This window comes from Pseudomonas sp. NMI542_15 (assembly GCF_021283425.1).
GTDB classification, from domain to species: Bacteria; Pseudomonadota; Gammaproteobacteria; order Pseudomonadales; family Pseudomonadaceae; genus Aquipseudomonas; species Aquipseudomonas fortuita.
Genome location: NZ_JAJSRO010000010.1, coordinates 49,601 through 69,261, shown reverse-complemented (window position 1 = coordinate 69,261; position 19,661 = coordinate 49,601). Strand labels below are relative to the sequence as shown.

At 54.6% G+C, this 19,661-nt stretch carries 11 protein-coding genes; 3 read left to right on the top strand and 8 right to left on the bottom strand.

Going from position 1 to position 19,661, the window contains the following annotated elements:
* Positions 1 to 1,195 precede the first annotated feature (1,195 nt).
* A complete protein-coding gene (locus LU684_RS15950) occupies positions 1,196 to 2,548 on the bottom strand; it encodes a DUF6602 domain-containing protein (protein ID WP_190977295.1) in 1,353 nt (450 codons plus the stop codon).
* Between the two features lie 110 nt (positions 2,549 to 2,658).
* Between LU684_RS15950 and LU684_RS15945 the strand changes: the two genes are divergently transcribed.
* Positions 2,659 to 2,805, top strand: coding sequence for a hypothetical protein (locus LU684_RS15945; protein WP_192576893.1), 147 nt, complete (start codon positions 2,659 to 2,661; stop codon positions 2,803 to 2,805).
* Positions 2,806 to 2,810: 5 nt separating this feature from the next.
* Here LU684_RS15945 and LU684_RS15940 read toward each other — a convergent pair whose 3' ends face one another.
* The 4 genes from LU684_RS15940 to LU684_RS15925 form a co-directional block, all read right to left on the bottom strand.
* Positions 2,811 to 4,913, bottom strand: coding sequence for a hypothetical protein (locus tag LU684_RS15940; protein WP_232862071.1), 2,103 nt, complete (start codon positions 4,911 to 4,913; stop codon positions 2,811 to 2,813).
* A 42-nt stretch (positions 4,914 to 4,955) separates the two neighbouring features.
* A complete protein-coding gene (locus LU684_RS15935; RefSeq protein ID WP_104834363.1) occupies positions 4,956 to 5,135 on the bottom strand; it encodes a hypothetical protein in 180 nt (59 codons plus the stop codon).
* 442 nt (positions 5,136 to 5,577) lie between these two features.
* Positions 5,578 to 8,859: a UvrD-helicase domain-containing protein gene (locus tag LU684_RS15930; protein WP_104834362.1), complete on the bottom strand. Its 3,282-nt coding sequence runs from the start codon at positions 8,857 to 8,859 to the stop codon at positions 5,578 to 5,580.
* Positions 8,846 to 9,847 carry a hypothetical protein gene (locus tag LU684_RS15925; protein WP_104834361.1) on the bottom strand — a complete coding sequence of 334 codons (1,002 nt, stop codon included), beginning with the start codon at positions 9,845 to 9,847 and terminating at the stop codon, positions 8,846 to 8,848. The genes LU684_RS15930 and LU684_RS15925 overlap by 14 nt, the downstream gene beginning before the upstream one ends.
* A gap of 197 nt (positions 9,848 to 10,044) precedes the next feature.
* Here LU684_RS15925 and LU684_RS15920 point away from each other — a divergent pair, with 197 nt between their 5' ends.
* Positions 10,045 to 11,085 (top strand): TauD/TfdA family dioxygenase, encoded by a 1,041-nt coding sequence (locus LU684_RS15920; protein ID WP_223849225.1) that lies wholly within the window; start codon positions 10,045 to 10,047, stop codon positions 11,083 to 11,085.
* A gap of 141 nt (positions 11,086 to 11,226) precedes the next feature.
* Here LU684_RS15920 and LU684_RS15915 read toward each other — a convergent pair whose 3' ends face one another.
* From LU684_RS15915 to LU684_RS15905, 3 genes are all read right to left on the bottom strand, one after another.
* Positions 11,227 to 14,754 carry an NACHT domain-containing protein gene (locus tag LU684_RS15915; protein WP_104834359.1) on the bottom strand — a complete coding sequence of 1,176 codons (3,528 nt, stop codon included), beginning with the start codon at positions 14,752 to 14,754 and terminating at the stop codon, positions 11,227 to 11,229.
* Positions 14,755 to 15,171: 417 nt separating this feature from the next.
* A complete protein-coding gene (locus LU684_RS15910) occupies positions 15,172 to 16,863 on the bottom strand; it encodes a DUF4041 domain-containing protein (RefSeq protein ID WP_104834358.1) in 1,692 nt (563 codons plus the stop codon).
* A gap of 186 nt (positions 16,864 to 17,049) precedes the next feature.
* Entirely contained in the window at positions 17,050 to 17,832 is a 783-nt protein-coding gene (locus LU684_RS15905; protein WP_104834357.1) for a pentapeptide repeat-containing protein, read from the bottom strand.
* 425 nt (positions 17,833 to 18,257) lie between these two features.
* On the opposite strand from LU684_RS15905, the gene LU684_RS15900 reads away from it, so the two are divergent.
* Entirely contained in the window at positions 18,258 to 19,580 is a 1,323-nt protein-coding gene (locus LU684_RS15900; protein ID WP_104834356.1) for a hypothetical protein, read from the top strand.
* Positions 19,581 to 19,661: the final 81 nt, after the last annotated feature.

The following is a 19,661-nucleotide window of genomic DNA, read 5'->3' as shown; positions in this document are numbered from 1 at the left end:
CTTCTAGACGCCCTACGTATCCCGGTGTGAGCGCATTCAAACCCGGCAAAACCGGGGCTTCCAAGCCTTTTTGCAAAACTGCTCAAAAAGATGCAACTCGTTGCACTTTTTCCTCCTAAAGCCCTGCCTCGCCCAGACCAGCATCGCTCATCTTCACAGGACAGCTCAAGCCGCGTCCAAGGGCTACCTTCGAGGTGGCTTCCTCACCTGCCTCGCTGATAAGAGCGTGCCAACAACCCTATCTTGCTCACTCCGATCATGGAAGAGCAGTCAACTGACATCGGTGTTGCCGTGACTTTTCTGTCCATGATGGACGAGTGGCAACCTCTGGCGCAGGATTACGGTAACCACTTGCTCGACAGCTACAGGTTCGCCTATTGCTCGCAGGGCCGGTACTGCGATTAGTGCCAGCTATCGCAATCTCATTGAGTCCCCAGAGAAGCTACGGATGCCTATCGCGAAGGGCTGACAAAAGGGAGCACGCTGATCCCACTCCTGATGGCTGGCGCAACATCTCGCGGCGAGACGCCAAGCAGCGCCAAGTTCAGCTGTATCACCAAGGAGTCGCACCAACACTGCAACATGCAGCTTTGGCTGCCAGGGTCTGACAGCGAAGATATGCTTTACAGAGATAACCTAGGGCATGGGTTGGCATTGACGGATGTACCTATTACTTCAACTTGGGAATGGGAAGCGCCCACAGCCCCTATACATTCCCATTCACCATAGAACCCTAACCAACCATTAAATTCGCACGATTTTATAAGCAGCTTTATTTATGGCCAAAAGCAGCAGGCTTGAGCCGCAGAGTCTTGGCCCATACTATACGCCTCATGAGTGCATACCACGCACTGAGCAGTATAAGAAACTTAACCACGAATCCACCTACCGCTCTCAAATACCTAAACTTGGCAATTAATAAACAGAGTAGCTTATAGACCGCTGCACTCCCCGGTCACTATGGGCGGGGAGTGTTGACAAACCGATGAGCCTTCAATCCGCCCCCTGAAATACTCATACGCTGCTAACAATCATCAGTAGAAATAAGCCCTGCAGCCAAGCTCAACACTGTTAGTCATAACAACCGATCAGCATTGCCTCATACCCCGCCGTAAACCACCAAGCCCACGCCGCCCAGATCCAACGCTGGGCATCATTGCGCTTGGCCTTTTTTATTTCATGATCTTGTCCATCGCTAGCCTACAACAGGAAACAACTGCATCGGCCCAACTTCAAACGGACTGATGCTTATCATCTTGACGGGGTAGCGTAAAGGTACGGTACGCAGTTCAAGCCAGTTCACGAACCTATTACCAGCGTTATCTCCGCAGTAGAAGCTGCCTCTAATTCGCGCTACTGCCCATTTGCCTGCGCTAATTGAAAACACATTATTGGTCTCAAGCACTGCCCGCGCCTCAAATAAAGCTCGCATTGATTGACGGATGTCCGTGATTCCGTATTCACTCATGAACGCGGCAAGTTTGGTCGCGCCAAGAAATTGCGGCCCTTGCTGATGAATCAATCTGAGAAACTCCTTCTCAACTGTTGAGATCTTCAACGGCGCCCAGCTACGTTGACTAGAGCTTCGCTTTGAAATGGGCTCATCGTAGTACTTATGTATCCATCCTGGAGCCGCTCCATCCCGTTCCATTGGTGTGCTGAGCAATAGCGGGAAGTATGGTTCTTCATCCAGATCTTGCCCCCTATCCAACCGGACGTTGAGCAACAACTCCACACGATCGTACAAGAGCTCTAGAATTAGCAGCATTGGATTCACATCACTAGAGCTGAGCCAGTACCACTCCTTTGCCTCTTCGTTCCAACTACCTCGATAGGGCATGCCATTGAGCTTGATGATGGAGTAGCCATCACTGACCATCAGATTGGGCATATTGACAACGCCGTAGCCCGGCACTTCTTCCATACCTTCATAGAGATTGAACAGCCCTTCGCGCAGGCCTTTCTCCGTCTTGTAACCGTTGTAACCAAGGGCGATACGCAGAGGGGTCAGCCAATCCCTGACCAAACTTTGGTAGACTGCGCGTTGGTGGAATGGCAGTTTAGCGTTTTCCTCATAGTGACAAGGCCAATTGCCGAACAGCGTGAGGAACTCTTGGGCAGGCCTGGTGGTATTGAACTCAAGGATACCTTGTGCCTGTTGGCGATCGTAATCCCTCTTCGACAGCTGAAATACCTTTTCAAGCTGGCCATAGGCGTCACGAAGGTCGCGAGAGAAGAGATTTTTCTTCACCTCAAAAACGGCGATAACCTGATCTATCGGGTAGTAGAAATGCTTGGTGTAGAGAATTGGATCACCCTTCCCAATCACCACCATGCAGTCAATCTGCCCCGATTGCTCACTGCCTGATGTGATGATCCCAGACACAACCTTTACCCCATAGCGAGAAAGGTCGATTCGCTCCAACACCTCCGCGGTGAGTCCTTCATACATGTCCCCGATCAGCGTCGGGTGCTTTACCCGTTGGTCATTCAGAAGCGCTTTCTTCTGAACAACGAGTTTCTGGAGAACCTCAGCGAGGACTTTCATTACCCTTTAACTCCCTGTAGGCATCTTTGAATTACAGACAACGTTGATCGTGCGCTTGGAAAGCGATCATCTCAGTCGGCTAATTACTGCCACCCCGATGACGAATGCCCATGGGTTACGGAATGCCTAGCGGCTTGCCGCTTGCATCGGTCAATAGCATTAAGGCCGAGCGAGCAGCGGTGTGCCCGTTCCGTGATGGAGCAGTCGAGACCGACTACCCCACCCAGCCCAACGATGAGCAACAAGGCAACACGTGAGCCGTTCAGAAATCCAGCAGAAGCGGGTGGAATCGCTCTGGGAAGTAGCGTTCGAACCGAGACCTCGCATTCTCCAGCAACTCGTTCGTGTTGAAGTAGTCCGAGCTATAGCGCCCTGACTTGGCGTTGATCAGAAGCCACTGGCCTGGCTCTTCAGCAGTGAAAGCTCCGTCCGGATGCCTGATTTCTCCAGCGATGCGCGCGGGCTTGAACCCCGTAATGCTTGGATGACCTCGAGTGTCATATTCTTCCGCCACAAGCAGATCTCCATCCAAGGAGATTGCCCAAATGAGGTTCGCCACCTCATTAGCGGCAAATCGAGGGAACATCTCCAGCAGGCGCGCACCAGTCGGCTCGTAGAACGTCTTCAGCGTTTCGTTGAGCTTGATCTTACCCCCTTCAAATTCTGTCGGGCGCAGCTTTTTCGGTGCACGTGGTGTGCCGTAGGTCGTATCCAGGTAGCTTTCGCGGCTGCTGGTGTCGATCTTGAGTCGGCGTAGGAAGGACTGATAGAAGTGCCCCATGTTGTTTTCAATCTTGTCCGGATCCTTGCCCCGGAACGCGTCTAGAACGACCTTGGCAAGGTTAATATCCTGAACATAGATCGAAGAAACCGCGTGCCCTTGAGGAATCTCACTGGCATCGAAGAAAACAGTGAACAGAGCAGTGCCCTCATAGCTGAAGACGGCTGACCATTGCAGTCGTGCAAAACTGGTGGTCAAAAACTTCTGCTTATCGTTTTTCCAGCTTTCATAGTCAGCATCTGCCACACGGCTCGTGGAGCCATCATCAGAGACCTCACGCTTCGCCACATGCTTGAGCACTTCCTGGCGAATGCTCGAGATTTCCCTGAGCTTGATGTGGTATTCGATGCATTCGGCTTCTGCACCCATTTTACTTCGAAGCTCGTTGGTGGCCTCGGCACTGATCAGGTTGCAGGTTTCATAGATGTAGTAGAAAGGCAGCCTGGCTTTCTTGTCGCCCGGGACGATGGAAAACAAGGGCACGATGAGTTCGTGTGGTTCTTGCCACTTGTTTTTGGTTTTCATCCGTTGCAGGCCAAGCGCCCACTTCTGGTCACGCTTATCGACAGCCCCCTCAAGCGTATATTGATCCAGCTCGACGAGCTTCGCGCGTGCGAAAGGGCCCAACCGGTCATCGTGTACGTACAAGACTTCTTCACCAGCGTCGACTTTGTAGCCCACGATGCTAATTGCGTGCCCGCCTCGCCCGTAATACTTGCCGTCCGCGCGACCGGTGAATACTTCACCTGTGAGGATGAGCGGCAACGCACTGTTAACGTGAGCCATCACAGATTGCAGGAACTCCTTCCGATCTGGCTTCTCCATGCTTTCGGCGTGGTATCGCAACCCTTCCACGTCCAGAGAGCGCAAAATCTGCTTGTTACTGAGTTGTTTGCTGGGGAAGCTATTCGCCGACCCTTCAACGTGGTTGACCGCATTGATCGTGATTTCGCTACAGGAGGGGATGCTTCGGCTATCACGCCATGCCAACGCATGCAGCGCTGTCCAGATCGCGGTGGTCGCGCAGGCCGCCACAACCTTGTCTTGCTCCTGGAAGGCAATGGATTTTACGGTAAGGGGGATGCCGAACAGGTCGACCTTGTACTCCCGAGCAAGACGACATTTCTTTTTGTCGTTCGTGAAAACGTCGGGAAGAACCCGTAGGCAGGTTTTGCCGATGAAGGTTCGAGGAAGCGGCTTGATCACCATAAAGCCAAGGTAGCTGGCATTGAGGGCACGCATTTGTTTGGGTGCCCGCTTCCCCCCCTCCAGGATCTCAGTGATGCGTCGGTGATCGACGTCCTGGCTGAAAAAATGCAACCGGGCGCATTTGTGACCATCATTGCCGAAGCGCTTCACGTAGTAACGCGAGAAATCCTCCAGGTAGTCCTTGTCTACGTAGTTGTACTCAAGGAGGACGGATTTTGCCTTTTGTGTCCCGGGGAGCTTGCTCAGGTAATTGAAGACGTAGTCGACCTGATCCTTCTCAAAAATGTCCGGAAAATCGTAACCAAAGCATTCCCTGACGAGATTGGTGATCGTCTGCTTCTCAAACGAAGATACTAGATATGAAATCATGGACATAAAAAAAGCAGCCTCAATGGCTGCTTTTTCCTCAGAAAAGGGTTAAAGGCTGCAGGTTTTCGCAAGCAGCTCTTGGCTGACCGCCTTGGAGGCAATGCGTCGCTCAGCATCTTCACCGAACTGCTTCACGCGCGCGTAACTCTCCTGAATCCGGCGTGCCCGGTCAGCAACATCTTCTTCAACACGGCGGTTGGCAAGGTCAATCAGTGCTTTTAGGCTCATGGCGTCTCTCAAGAACAGGCACAGATGCATTGAAGGTAGCAGATGAGCTTCGCAATGCACAATGAAACGATGCAGACAGCATCAAGCTTCAAACCAGCGTCAGAACGAAGCGCCTGCTGGAAGCGCGTGTCACGACGATGAAAATTGCTCGTCGAAACGGGGGCGCATTATACAGACTGTTCGACGATCGCACACCATGGATGCTTCCAATCAGCGGTCGCTTCGTCGCAAAGCAGCAGAAAGCTCACCTTTCAAGCCAGAATATCTGCAGATCAAAGGAAAATTCAAGCGTCAAACTGAGGGCAGCGCCACTTTCTTGCCGCATCAAGGAGGAATCAGCACTGCTTCACCAGTTCACCTGTCAAACCCGCTACAGCGTGAACGAAGCAATTCGGTGGTGAAGTGCTGGACGTCACCGATAGGCGCCGTCCACCAGGCATCATCAAGGCTTTTGAGGACAAACCGCGGCGTAAGCACACATCAGGCAGTGCTCACCTGGTGCCGGAGAACGGTCGGCGCTTCGAAGCTTCTCTGCCGCCTTGTAAACATTTGTCGAACTTACCCTGTCCGACGGGCCGAAGCTTTCCTGTCGGCCACTGGTGAGCGAGTGAAGCGTCATCATGTGGCGTATGGAGCCGCCCAGGTTCGTCATGAGCGGACGCACGTGGCTTGCCGCGTAGGAAACCGACATGCCTGTGCGCAACCAGTGAATCTGCCCCCCGTACTCCTCCAACATCCAGGGAAGCGAGATAGTCAGCCCATTCACGACGGCATCTCGACTCGGGATGTAGGAAGCACCGCTAGCACGCTGAATGTTCACTCCGCGAGAGAACGCCGCCCACCCATCGCCAACCAGGTACTGATCATCCTCCGGCATCGGAAGCGATTTCTCCGTCCAGCCTTTCCAAAACGCATCCTCTATTGGTAAACCGTCTCTGAATGCGTACTCCAGTCCTGCCAGGACACCAGACCGAGCCCGCATGGACAAATCGATTTCCTGCTCTGCGGGAACCATTAGCTCATGTGCGTAATAGAATTGGAGAGGACAGTTCAAGAACGAAGTGAGGGACGCATAGGTCACGCTCCCCACGGCTCCCAATGCTGCGAGCGGCTTGCGCTTCGCCGCTGCAACCGTATTTCCCGATTGCACAGTCACGAACTGGGGGTTCTTCACCACTGCTGGGATATTATGATCTTCGACGCTGGTGTAAAGATTCAGACGTTGCTTGGCTCTGGACAGCGCCACATAGAGCAGATTGTTACGCTCGATGGCCTCTTCTTTGCTGCGTTGCTCAGCAGTACTGTTGAGCACCTCTGGAGGAAGGAGAAGCGCTTTATGGTTCTCTCTTGACCGGGTTACATCAGCTCCGAAGCGCGCTTGATCCACGTTTGCCAAGTGCACCACTGGAAACTCCAACCCTTTGCTCCCGTGGATGGTCATGAGCGTGACGGCATCGATCGCGGCCGCTTCAGGAGGTAAGGTTCGCTCCAGCGAGCGCTGATTGATCCGGCGTCGCAAATCCTCGCGAACCAGGAACTTGTAGAGCGTCGCCTGACTTCCTACTCCATCGCCATTTCGAACGCTGTAGAGGAAAAGCCACAAGGCCAATCGTTCAATCTGTGCCGACGTGGAGTCATCCGTCACATTGGCCAGCCCAAAGCCCCTCTCGAACAGCAGGTCACACACGAAATCCCAGGGCCGGCTACTGCGACTCATACGATCGAGCAGTGCACGCAAATTGCTGACTGCTGCCTCGCCCTGCGCACTTAGACCTACGAGTGACTTACTCAACCACCTGCCGCGCTGGAAGCCGACACCGGTTTTCGACATGGCTATCAACGCTTCGATATCGGCGGTTGGCATGCTCAGATCGGGAATGTTCAACAGACCATAGAGAGCCGCTGGTGAACGTTGAGTCAGCAACTGCATGAGGCAGAGGAACGGCTTCACCTCGGCTCGCAGGTAGAGATCACCGATGTGCAGGACGGGAATCCCTGACTCATCCAGACCTTTGGCCAACAATTCGAGTTGCACGTTGGTGGCACTGATCACACCCTGCTCGCCGTAGGAATAGCCTGCGAGCACAGCCTCGGCGACTTTCTGAGCGACTGTGCTTACAACCGCTGCGGCGCCCCTGCTTTTATATAGAGCAGGCTTCACACCCGTGGCGGGATGGGATGGGTTAACCGCGTCCAGGGGGAGATCCCGCTCAAGCACATGATGAATGCCCGCCTGCTGAACCAAGGCCAAAATTTCGGGTGAGCTACGACGATTGATGTCCAATGAGTAGGGACGGATCGAGTCGTTGGTTCCACTAGCAAACGCCTGCTCAAATCTCAACAGACTTTGTATCGATGCGCCGCGCCAATGGTGAATGGCCTGGCGAATATCGCCAACCACCCATAGGTTTCTCCGCGCCGATCCCAAGCGCTTTACCAACTCAACCATCACATGGTTCACATCCTGATATTCATCGACCAGTACGTGATCGTATTGATCGAGGAATGATGCGACTGGCGCGCGATCCTCCGCAGCCTTTCGAGTTGGCATCACGAGAAGGTCAGCGTAGTCCACCCAGCCATCTCGGCGCATCACCTGCTCGTAAGCCCGATAGATCGTCGCAATGTCTTGTCGCTCGGCAGCAACCACCTCATCGACTGGAGGCAGGTTAGACAGGATGCGAAGGTAGTCATCTGGCGAAACCAGTTCCTCTTTGAGTCGGTGGATGACCTTGAGAATGTCTGGCAGCCAATCGTATGGATTCTGCAGCCTGAAAAAGTGCACCAGCTGAATGTTGGGCAACTCGTTCGCCATCATGCGCACTTGCTGCAGCAGATCTGCGATCTTGATTTGAGGTGTGAGGCCAAAAAGGGTCGCGTGCTTGCGAAGAAACTCCAGGCCAAACGCATGGAATGTACCGGCCCACACATGGGAGGCGTTTGGCACATTGCCAATGGTCAATCGCTCGATCAACTCCTGGGCGGCCTTATTGGTGAACGTCAGCACGAGTATTCGACTCGCTGGAACCCCCTCGTCAATCAGGTGAGCAACGCGGTGAACCAACGTTGTCGTCTTACCGGTACCAGGCCCAGCAACCACGTTGACATAGCGCTCTGGCGCTTCAGCAGCCAGTTGCTGCGCAGTGCTTGGGGTAGACGCGGGTGAAGGTGGTTTCAGAGTCATTTCAGGAAGGAGCAGTGCATCCGCCATCTGCTGCCGAACGAGCTCCCGACTCAGCCCGAAATAAGCACCGATCTTTTTGGCTCGCCACCCTTTCGCCCAGGATTGCTGAACCACCGACCGCGGCAATAGCAACTCTCGCGCGAATACGTTCGCCTTTAACTCTTGTCGCTCCCAAGCGCCATAGCCATCTACGATAGCCGATGCGCCCACGACACTTCCTATCGCTGCGCTGCCTCTAGATGGGATCGGAGCTTGCGGTGAGTCCAGATACCAATGCCCCAGCTCATGGGCGATCAGATAAGCACGCTCGTCAGGTTGGACGTCATCGCGAATCAGGATCGTGCAAATAGATCGCTGCAGCACCCCATCACCACCCCCAAGATCAAAGTGATCCGATGGAACCTCATCAATCGCCAAATTCAGAACGGTCTCGACCCCTGCCAAGAGCTCCGTACTGGTCGGTTCAGACTTCCCGCTAGCAGCGACTAGCGTGGCTCGAACCTGCTGGGCCTTGAGACGCGCGCGATCAAACGGATTCATCCTGTTCCTCGAATGCCAACAATCGCCTTTCTTCCTCTTCTGACAGCCGTAGCGCTTTGACGGCCTCTGTCCAACTGACGGGTTCCGTCAGCTCTCGCGGACTGCCATTAGGAGCCTTGAAAGACTTCTGCGGTGCCAATTCAAAATTCAGAGCCATGGCCGCACTCATGTCACTCACAGGAAGCTTAAGCTCACGAGCTATCCGAGTGAGAAGTGATCCTGGCGCGCGGACAATTCCACCGAGAATCTGGTTTACCAACGACCTGAATCCACCAAGTCCGATCGCCTCTCCTAGGCGTCCAGCGCCCACACCAATGTAGGTGTTGACAACGCCTCGGGCATGATCGATTTGAACGGCATTGGATACCACCGCAACCTTATCGCCCGCGAGCGCGACTTCTGGGCAATGAGAAAGCGCTTCAGCAATGAAGAACCCAACGATTTGAGAAGCAGACTTCCTGTGCTCCTTGGCGGTTAGCTTGATTTCTAGCCCAAACGATCTGTCTAGTCGTGCCATCCATTGCTCAGAATCGCCTGGGTAAGCATTCAATTTTCGCTCGTATTCATCGAGTAGCTTATTGGGGTTTCGCTCTTCAATTGCGGCTTCGAATGCGTCGAACCCTTGCTTGACCAGTTGCCGAATGAGCACCGACTTCTTAACGTCTCTCGCTTGGGCCACGCTTCGAATTTGCTCATGCATCGCGTGACTCGTGGAAACTCCTATCGTCTGCATAGCCTCCTTGGTGGCGTCTGCAGTGACACGTGGCGATTTCGACGCCTTGGGTAACGAAGGGACATAGCATCTTTCCATTGCGATCTCCTTGCTTGCTCGTTCCTGGACAGCAGGGTCATGACCTTCTTGCTTCAAGCACTCGACGATTGCGGGAAAGCTTACTGCCGCTGACAGCTCAGCCATCACTTGTCTAGCAAGGGATTCCGGGGTCTCAGACTCAACCCTCATGCTGCGCCCATCGGGCAATGGCAGCATGCATCGATACTCTCCTGGCCTTCCACTGAAGGAGGCGGCGGTCGAGAGCCAATCAAGGTACTGCGCCCAGATCTTGAGCGGGGCCGAGGTCAAACTGATATCACATTTCATGGTAGGCTTTGTCGTCATGGACGCGGGGTGTAGAGCGATAACATTCCGTATATCAACTTTATATCATTTGGCCAGTAGGGACACAATTGATCGACGCTCATTTTTCCGCCGCTGTCCGCAGCAGTGTGGCTCAGTGGATGCATGCCCATTCACTGGAAGACTGCCAACGTGCTCTTGGAAACCCCGTCGAGCTGGCAAGCGAGCTCACACCCAAGGTGGAGATACTGCTGAGTGAGGCTGGCACGTCGCTCTACTCGCTTCAAAAACATGCCTGGACACACCCTGTGATCCATCTGCGCAGTGTTTTCGACGCCACTGAACTGCCGGAGACCCCTTCTGCTTTCGCGCCAGTGCCTGACGTTGCAGCGACCATTGCGGCTCGTGCGACAGCCATTGTTGCCCTCGCGATGCTGAATGCCCAAACCGTGTCCTACGGCTCCGAGAATGATGGACACCTGTTTGTGAACTTGGTCGTTCTGCCTGGCGACGGCGATTTTGCAACCAAATCCAAAAGTGACATGCGTGGTCACACGGATGGGGTCTACTTCCCCATTCGGGGACAAGTGCATGAGCTTGAAGAACGCTTTGCCCCCTCCCCCGATTTCGTCTGCCTCAGCGGCCTACGCAACCCCGACGGTGTGAGCACGACAGTCATGCCGCTCAGTTCCGTGCTTGCACTCCTCTCCCCTGGGGATGTGGAGGAACTGACCAAACCTCAGTATGTTCTCAGGCCACAGAAAACTTTCAGGCTCGGCTTCAAGAAACTGTTTGGCAACGACAGCAAATTCCTGAAGCCGCTACCAGGCGTCCAGTTACTGTTTGAAGGCGACGATGGCCACTGGATACGGTTTAGCCACAGCGCGGCGGAGACGGAGGATGACGCTTCCCCGGCTGGTCGAGCAATCAGGAACTTTGAAACGGCCTGTCAGGGATGTGTCAACTCTGTCGTGATCGCCCCTGGAGACGTCGTCATCGTTAACAATCGAATCGGCCTACATGGACGCAGTGAGGTTGGAGGGGAAGCTGGCGGCACATCGCGGTGGCTGCTGCGCACCTACGGCCTGGACATTGACTGTGTTGGCGATCATCAGCGCTACAGTGATAGCGTCTTCAAGCTTTATCCCTGACCTCTACCAATCGTGGCACTGCCCCTCAGGGACAGTTCCATGGTACCTGGGAGCTGGGGCGCGACAGAGGGCCTGAGTACTGATGAAAACCAGGCATGCCCCCATGGTAGCGGCCCTATCTGTGGGCTGCCCCATCGGCACCTAGTTACTGATGCTGTCGGACAGCTCAATGATGCTGTGCAGTGGAGTATGGTACACGCTAAGACGCTTGGTCGCCTCACGCCCACCCCAGTGCGCCACTGCCTTTTCAATTCTCTCCCGGTTTAATGAAACACCCTGATTTCGCCAATATTTCAGAAGCTGCGCAGCCGCATTTCCCGTTTCCTTACTTTCAGAGCAGAGGCTCGCTAGCGTGATATCCATGAGTTCAGGAGATGGATGCATTTTGACGGCGAGGAGCAGAGCAAAGATGCTGCTCACATCCCCCGTAGGTTTGTGCTGTAAACGTCGCCAAGCCAGATCTACCAATTCGCCGCTATGGTAACGCTGCGCCAAGCTAAGGACGTGTCGCAGTGAATGACCACTTGACTGCTCGAGCAGTGCTTCGAGCTCGTCATCAGTCATAGGGAAGCGATCGCAGATGCATGCAGCTAATCGGGATAGCCACTCAGAAGGGTGGAGAATCGCCTGCTTGATCTCTGTAAGCTCAAACGGAGGAGCCATGTCTTGAGGCCATGTGAGCTTCGGTATGTCCACGTGGGCCAGAATGTCGAAGATTGAAATGTCACCAGCGGCATGGAGATCAAGCAACTCACAGCACTCCTGCTGCAGCGACTCAAGGTCGACTGGAAGCACCGAGGCTATGTACCGAAGCGTGCTCCTCGCAGTTACATCCTCGCGAGGGCTGCCCCACCTGAAGATGTCGCCAGCTGACATTTCCATATACCCCGAAGCCCTTAAAAAACCAGAGAGCTGAGGGAAAACAGAATCGTGGGCATTGAGCGCGGACGGACAAAAGTCACGGGGTACGAATGCTTGAGCGATGGCACAGATTGCAACCCTAGTGGCGTCGTCGAAGCTTGGATTGACCACACCCCGCGCCACTGTTGCAGCTTCCAATGGTGGTCGATCAAAAGGGGTCGAAAGCGGACTGATCCCGCGGGATTCCAAATGTCGATTGATTTCAAAGATAAAACCAATGTTGAAGAAAACCTTGCTGCTCAGTTCGCGCTCAGCAAAATCTCGTGCTTGTGAATCGGGCTGAACCGAGAGCGCGCCTAATGCGAGACGTCGCAGGAGCTCTAGATCACTTCTGTCTTCCTTATGCTCCCCAAAAATCGACGCCGGATTGAATGGTGGTGAATGACGCGCTAACTCATTCATCGCGGCAACAGACCCAAGATCGCTTTTCCCTGCATTGGCGATCAGAGCCCATGCCACGAGCTTGATAGCAGGATCACTAGACTGCAGACGCCGAGCAGCTTCGGTCTCAATAGTTTCAGCGACCTGGCCTCTGAGATCAGCAAGCGCAACACCGATCGCAAACATGTCGCTGTTACGCTCATCAATTGCGCGGAAGGCTTGATGGATGAGCTTTTTTACGCGTTCGCTGGAGACGACGACCTCCGGCTTGGAGAGCAACGCAAGGGCATGCGGAATCTGATCTGACTGACCACGTGCGTGCCGCTGGAGATGGAGATCAATCAGTTTATCTGCCAGCCCCAAACCGACTCCGAAATTGATGAGCTCATCCTTCTCCGCATGATCGATCGTCGCTTCGATCGTATCCAGCGACTGGTCACTCAGATAACGCGCTGCCACGAACTCACAGAAGGTCTTGTGGATGAACGCAATCAGCGGCGTACCGCCGTGATAGAAGGTTTCGACCAACCCTACGCGCTCCCAATGACTTAACGAGATCCTCACGTAATTTCTGCATGTGAATGCCGTTTTTTCTACAAGGGGAGCCAACCCCTCAGCCACCCGTTCCACCAACTCCTTGGATGATAACAACGGATTTTCGAGCAGGTACCATCCCGTGAAGGCCAAAACCTGAATCGCGATGTCAGTCAGCTCTACGCCGTCAGCTGTTCGTGCCTTGATCGGCGCCTCTTCAAACAGCTTCATCAGCTCCGAGTACAGCTTCACCCGCGTTCCCGGTAGCGCCCGATTTCGCTGGATCAACACGGCCGACATTCCTAACAGCTGCGGGCTTATAGCGAAACCATTTTTGGGCCGATCATGGCTATCATAGTCCTTAGGCAGATCTATGGATTCAGGCTGACGTGGCTCATCCGGTGCTATGGCTTTAAGGAACTTGACCAGATTCTCGCGCCCCTCCTCCACTCTCGGCGGGAGCAGGCTGTAATGCAACCAATCCGACAGCGCATTTGAGGTGTACCCAATGGGTCTGGTCGTGACCACAATTCTCGCGTCCGGATGGCCCACAGAAAATCGGCGAATCTCTTCAGCAATTGCAGCATGATCCTGACCGCATTCGTCCAGCGCATCCAAAAGGACGACCCAACTGAATCGCTTGTCATTAATGACATCGCCGGCAACGATACCTGAGCCGTCAAAAGACCGGGTGATCAACAGATCAGAAAAGGCTTTGCCGGTTTGCATGCCTGCCGCAATCCATTTCAGAGGAGCGGTGAGCACCATAAAGCCATCGAGGGCGTACCGATGCGCGAGCTCCTTGAGCATTGTCGACTTACCCAGACCTGGGCCCGCCACGACCACCGCCCTTTTCCTGAAACGCCCCGTCCACAACGAGTCAAAGACATCGCCTGCCGCCTGGCGTGTACTAACGGTTTGATAGCGCTCCAATGCCGCTAACGCATCGGCGGCCTCATCAAGCTCAAAGGCCCGATGCTCCAGTTGCATGGGCAGCAAGTGTTCGATTGGAATTCTGCGAGGTGCACCGACGATAGCGAAGTCGTTATGAGTATCACAGACCCACTGCGCATAACGACTAAGCAGAGCAGCTGGACTACTGTCATTGCGAAGCTTGATGCCTCGGGTTTTTAGTAACCGCACCAGTTCATGCAACGTCCACCTACCGCGATTTTCGATCAAGCGCATTGCACGGTGGCTCAGAACATCAAACGCAGCTGAGGCATCCTCTTCGTGTGCACAGACCTCTCGGAGTACATCTTTGGCCGCAATGATGTCCCGATCATTCGAGAGAAGCGTATCGATAACCCGGATCCGAAGGGAACGACAGACATTTTCAGCAGGGATATCTTCAGCGGTCAGGCGCGCAAGAAAATCCCCCCCAATTTCAGTAAGTCGATCTACACGCCCTTGCCCAATTCGCTCAAGGTCGTCGGCAAGGTCTTTCTTGATGGTGATGCTCGCATCCGAGGCAACCGCCAAGATTCCGTAGGACAGCTCCTCGTTGTGAATCGCTTTGGCAAGCGCCAACAGGGATATCCATAAGTTGTCGCTACGCGACAAACCTTTTTTTGCCTGTACCTCGATGGCGCAGCCATCTGTCAGCTCAATCCGTAAGTCATCACCCGGGCCTTCGCTTTCAGCCCAGACAGCAACAGGACGGTCATCGCAGACGCCATCAAGCCATCCAAGGGGGGTACCGTGCAGAATATGAGCTCCGACAATGGCAGTCAGCGAAGCCTGGAAATTGGCTCCTCCGCCGAACGCTGCGCCACCGCCTGTCTTCTTAGTCTGCCCCTGTGGTGTGGATTTGAGGCCTTTTGATTCCGTCATTCTCTACTGGCTCAATCGGGTTTCTACATCCCACGCGGCCTGGTAAGCCCAAGTCATCAGCGTGGCGTCAAAAACTAGGTGAGTAGGGTGCCGGGGATCACTCTGCTCCAGCTCTACCTTTAATGCTCATTCTTTCAGGCTGCGCTCCATCCTGGGGAGGCGCCATCCTTTAGTATCAGTTGAGCGAACGCATGTCGGAGAGAGCACGAGCAATGCAACAAGGGATTACCGACAGCTGCGCCCCCAGGCGGCATAGATACCGGCAAAGGCGAACAGCCCGTTGAAAAACGACATGATAATGGTGAAGACCCAGAATAACTTAGCCACTTAACACGCCGGTGTGTGGTGGCCAGAACTTGGCTGGTTGCAATCTGGCCTGGCTGTGTTGCAACAGTCTCCAGCCCGCCCACTCAGATCCTAGGCCGAAGCCAAAGCCTCTTCTTCCGAATGCTCGATAGCAGCCTCCACCTCCAGCTGATGGCGCGTCCACTCAGCAGCGATGGCAGGGTTCTCGATGATCTGCTGCTCGATGCGCTGGGTCTCTTTGAACTCAAGGGCCTTGGCGCTCATCGTCCATTGCGTTTCAACGCCCAACTGCTCCAGCTCCGCGCGGATGGCAGGAAGGCCGATACGGAAGAACTCCTTGCGCGGGTTGACCTTGTTCACCTGCTCCCGAAGGAAGTGACGATGGAGCTGCTTCTCCAGTCCAGGGGCGTCGTCACTGAAGATCATCGCGTGAACGTCGAACTCAAACGGCACGCTTGCATCACCCAGCTCACGCACCCGATCCAGCGGTTCGAGTCGGCGGGTCATGCCAATCTTGAAGACCTCCTCACCGAACGAACCGATATTGGAGATGACGTAAACATGGCCCGCTCGCGTCTGTTGAGCCATGGAAATCGCGCGCTGGTTCTTGTCCTCGGTGGCTTGCAGTTGCTCTTGCAGAAGCGCCAGGCGCGCTTCGAACTCGGCTCGCTCAGCAGCACTAGCTGCAGCAACTTGCTCCTGGGCTTTTTCCAATGCTTTGCGCAAGGTGGCCTCTTCTTTGGCGGCCTCCTTGATCGCCCGCTCGAACTCACGACGCGCCTTCTCTTCCTCGCGAATCTGTTCGCGCAGTTGGCGCTGTTCCTCACGCTCCTGGTCTTTGAGCAGCTTCGCCGTTACCGCCCAACGCAGCTCTTCCAGGCGGGAGTTCATGTATTCATCGGCGATCCGCGCATTGCGGAATGAAGCACCATTGAGGTTGACCAGGGCCGCAGCGTCGCGAATCTCTTGCTCAAGCTTACCGTGGTTATCGGATTTGGAGCGGGAGAGGATGGAGTCGACCTTGCCATTGAAGGCATCCACCACGAATCGCACTGCAGTGTCGCGACGGTTTGCTTCCACATAATCACATGTCGCAGCCCTACCCGCCTTGACCATGAAGCGCGTGTAGTCCCGGGCGGCCTTGAGTTTCTGGCCAGCGTCGGTAAAACCAAACTCTTCTGCGAGGTCATCCAGGAGGTTGTAGGTCGGCACGATGTACGCGTCGCCGTAGCCCTCCACCACGTTCTTCATGGCCTGGGCTGCATCAGCGAAATGCTTGGCTTTGCCCATTGCAGCCAGGGCATCCCCTGCCACCTGCTCAGCACGCGCTTGAGCATCGGCAACAATCTTCGCGGCATCTGCAACGGCTTGCTGCAACCGGGTCTCGGCTTGGTTCACCCTGGACTGGGCGTGATTCAAGATCTGATCCCGCTCAAGCTTCGTTTTGCCTAGGATCTGAGACCTTTCCGCTTCCGCATCTAGAATGGCTTGCTTGAGGCGACTTTCAGCTTCCTGCACCTTTGCCTGTGCTTGCTGCAGGAGTTGGCTCCGTTCCGATCGGGCTTCCCCCAGGATCCTCGCAGCTTCTGCTTCGGCATCGAGGACGCTCCTGAAACGCTCAAGCTCAATGAGCGTCTGATCAAGTTTCGACTTGAACGACGCTGACTCTTCCTCGGTGAGCTTGAGATCGTTTTGCCTGGCTGCCAACTCTATTCTCAGTTGGTCGATTTGGCCCTTGGCCCTGATGCTTTGAACGATGAATGCGAGGGCAGTTATCCCTGCAACTATTGCTAGAAGCTCCATGCGCAGCTATCCATGTCCGTGACAAAACCTGGATCCTACATTGCCAGCATGGCCATCCGCCACCATCCTCGCTTGCGATCCTTCGCACCCTTGTACTCTCTTGATAGAAGGGCTGTAAAAAGGAACCACATCTCGGGATACGGAGCCTCCCTGCTCCAAACTCCTCGGACGATTCGCTCTACTGAGTTAGCAAGGCATCATCCAAGAATCCGTGTCCACATCCCCTGTCACAAAGGGCCCACTGGCTCCAGTGAAACGGCAGCTTGTGATGGTTGTATTTCGCAGATCGGCATTGGTCAGATTGGCCATAAAGAAATCCGAGCCACGCAGATACGCCAGCCGCAGGTCTGCGCCCTCCAGGTTCGCCTTTGCGAATTTGGCCTCAAAGATGTTCGCCCCAGGAAGGATGGTTGGATCCACGTAGAGCGAAATGAATTTGCAACGGCGTAGATCTGCTCCCTCGTAGGAAATGCAGTAACTGCCCCAGACGCCCCACATCACGCTGTCAGGTGCGTAGAGGCCATCCAGGCAGAACATGACAGGGCCGGTACGCTGCAACACGTACCTGAGCACCATGTTGCTGAAGTCAAAACGCTCGAAAGTCACATGATGGTGCGCAGCGGCCTCCGAAACGCTGATGGCGTTCTTGCCTGCATCGACCAACGCAGCCAGCTGCCGCTCGAAGACCAGCGGCTCGTACATGAAATTGACAGGCGCAGGCCAAAGCTTTTGCTTCACGTTGAAATCGCAAAAGCGCTCGAAGAGCCTACTCTCCCGGGAAACCTCGTTGTAATCCAATTTGAGATCGCGAGCGACCAGCTGAAGCCAGTGGCTGTGTTTCAGAGGCCCCTGCCCATAGTGAGCCAGTAAGCCCAGAGCTTCAGGCGTTTCGGGGAGTTTGGGGTCACGCTGGCGACACTTCGCCAAATGGCGCAGGTGCTGCAGGAGAGGAGAAGTCGAGCTTTTCATGGTGGCCAATCCTTCAGGTAAGCAGTGTCCTAGTCCCTGCTACCAAAAGAATGGCTAAAGAAGGGTGAAGCGTCACAGCAACGGTACGATTGTTTTACAGAACTAGGACTGACGGCAGCCGCTCTACCGATGGCTGAATGTGCCCTTCCAGTGGCGAGCTGTCAAGACGGGCTGCACGGCCAGGCTTTGAACACACGCTTGCGTGCCAACCCACCAGAAGGGAAAAACCAAAAGTCACAATATCTTTGGTTTGCACGCTTTCCTAGGTGTCGAGTTTTGCATAAATTGGGGGGGTGTTTTGATCGTCCGCTGGACGAAATGCTGACGACGCGGATACGCCGGAAGGTGGGGCTTCCAGGCAATCCAGAGCGGACAGCACGCCACTGAAGACTGTCTCACCATCAACTCATTTAGGTTGCTTTTACATGGCAGTAAAGCTTGAGTTTCTGACTACAGATCCGGAAGAGATCGAACTGGCCAACCGCTACTGGGCAATGAACGAGCACGGGGAATTCTTGGAAGTTCTGAAAGAGCTTCTCCCGTTTCGAGAGCTTAAGCAGCCCGCGCAACTGGCTAAGTACGTCCGTAAGATATGCATCGCACACGACCTGAACCACGCTTGCAAGTGTGGCAACCTGATGCGGGCAGATGGGCGTTCGGACGTAAAAAAGGTACCCCGCCAGTCCCACTACCCTTGTGAGCAATGCGTTCAGGCGCAGCAGCGGGAGCAGCAAGCTCGCGCGGCTGCCGAAAAGGCCGAGCTGGACGTGCAACTGGCCTCGCACATCGATTGGATGAAACGTAAAACCATCGTCTACCTGGAGCTCGAAGACGATGTGGTACTGCTGCTACGTGCATTGTTTGACGCTGTGGGGCCGCGACTTTGGAACGGCAGCTTCACCCATGAGACTTGCTCGGGCCTGACGCCCTACAACCCTGGTGACTTCATCAACGGGCTGTACGGAAAAGGTGTGCTAGGCGACATACCAGAAGGGACTCGCCCCAACACCTATTTCCTTCACGAGGGAAGACTACGCATCAGGCTGAACCAAGCAAAACTGTTCCTACCGCCAGATGCTGACATGGGCTGCGGTGAGGAAATTTTCGACTTGATGATGGATCGTCAATTCACTAACTCCGAGGCATTGACCAACCTATGGCTCGATTATGCGTGTGACGATGTCACCTGGTACCTGATGGATCAGTGCGACCTTCACAATCGGGAAATTCTCCCTGAGGATTTCGTCAAAATCCAAGACGTCATCCGCCATGGGTTGCGCACGCATAGCGTCGCTCAAATGTGGTACATCATGTGGAAGGTGGCACGTGATGCAGCAGCATTATCCACACGGTCTTACTACAGCGATCACAGAGCTACGGCCACTATTCCTGGCAAGATTCGGAAACAGCTGGAGATCGCTGAGAAGAAAGGGGAACTGAGGAGCGACTGGAATCGACAGCAGGCCCACATCGCTGGCACGTTGGGCATGGTATTTAATGAGCACTTCGGGATCAACGAGTACTCCAGTGGCGCAGCTGTCCTGAAGATGTTTGAACGACTGAGCGGCCGATCTGAATCGGCAGGCGGAATCGAAGGCATCGCAACGGCATTCATGAGAGATACGCTGGACTTGAACACGTCGCTGCCCGCCTTGGAGGCATTCGCCGAAATGATCCGGTCGGGCCTGACAACGGGAGATGCGCTCATCGAGACGGTTCAACGTAACCCCGAGCTCTTTCATAGCTAAGGAAGCGCCGGCATCAATTGATAGGTTGTCATAAACCCTACCATTGCCCCCCTAGAGAAGCCCCCTGGAAGGGGGCATTGG